Source organism: Listeria rocourtiae FSL F6-920 (assembly GCF_000525975.1).
GTDB classification, from domain to species: Bacteria; Bacillota; Bacilli; order Lactobacillales; family Listeriaceae; genus Listeria_A; species Listeria_A rocourtiae.
This window is the reverse complement of sequence record NZ_AODK01000120.1, coordinates 1-568: the sequence shown is the minus strand read 5'-3', so window position 1 is coordinate 568 and position 568 is coordinate 1. Positions and strand designations below refer to the sequence as shown.

Below are 568 nucleotides of genomic sequence, written 5' to 3'. Positions count from 1 at the left end.
TGATTCCGACAAGAAAACCGAAATTACAACAAGCGCTTAACAAAGCACAACGCCAACTCGCACTCGGCGAAGTTACCATTGATTCCTATACTACTGGTGGCAATTACATCACAGGTACAACAAAAACAGGCGTAACAAAAGTCGGTATCTATGTGAACGGTAAACTCATCCGCACAGCAGCCGCAAGCAATGGCACGTACCAAATTTACGCTAGCACAACACCAGAACTCCAAGTCGCTGGGCAAACCTTCGAAGTAGCACCAATTGCAACAGATGGAACAATCGGATTAAAATCCAGCTCTGTAGTTGTCGCCAAAGTTGTACCGAAAAAGATCGTAAAACCAATGATTGACGACTATTTCAAAGGAGCAAGCTACATCACCGGTACCGTGTCCACTGAAGCCAAGAAAATCGCGCTTTATATCGATGGTCAGTTCATCCGCTATGGTGCCATAACAGGTGATACATTCAAAATCTATGCCTCCGATGTTGCCCTTATGAAATCAGAAGGCCAAACATTCGAAGTAGTCGCTGTTGATAACCTTGGCAACGAAGGTGAACGCGCTTC

At 45.1% G+C, this 568-nt stretch carries 1 protein-coding gene; it reads left to right on the top strand.

Translation table 11 applies throughout. From position 1 onward, the window contains the following. Window positions 1-568: immunoglobulin-like domain-containing protein (locus tag PROCOU_RS17940; RefSeq protein WP_341871270.1), on the top strand; the 568-nt coding region annotated here is incomplete at both ends.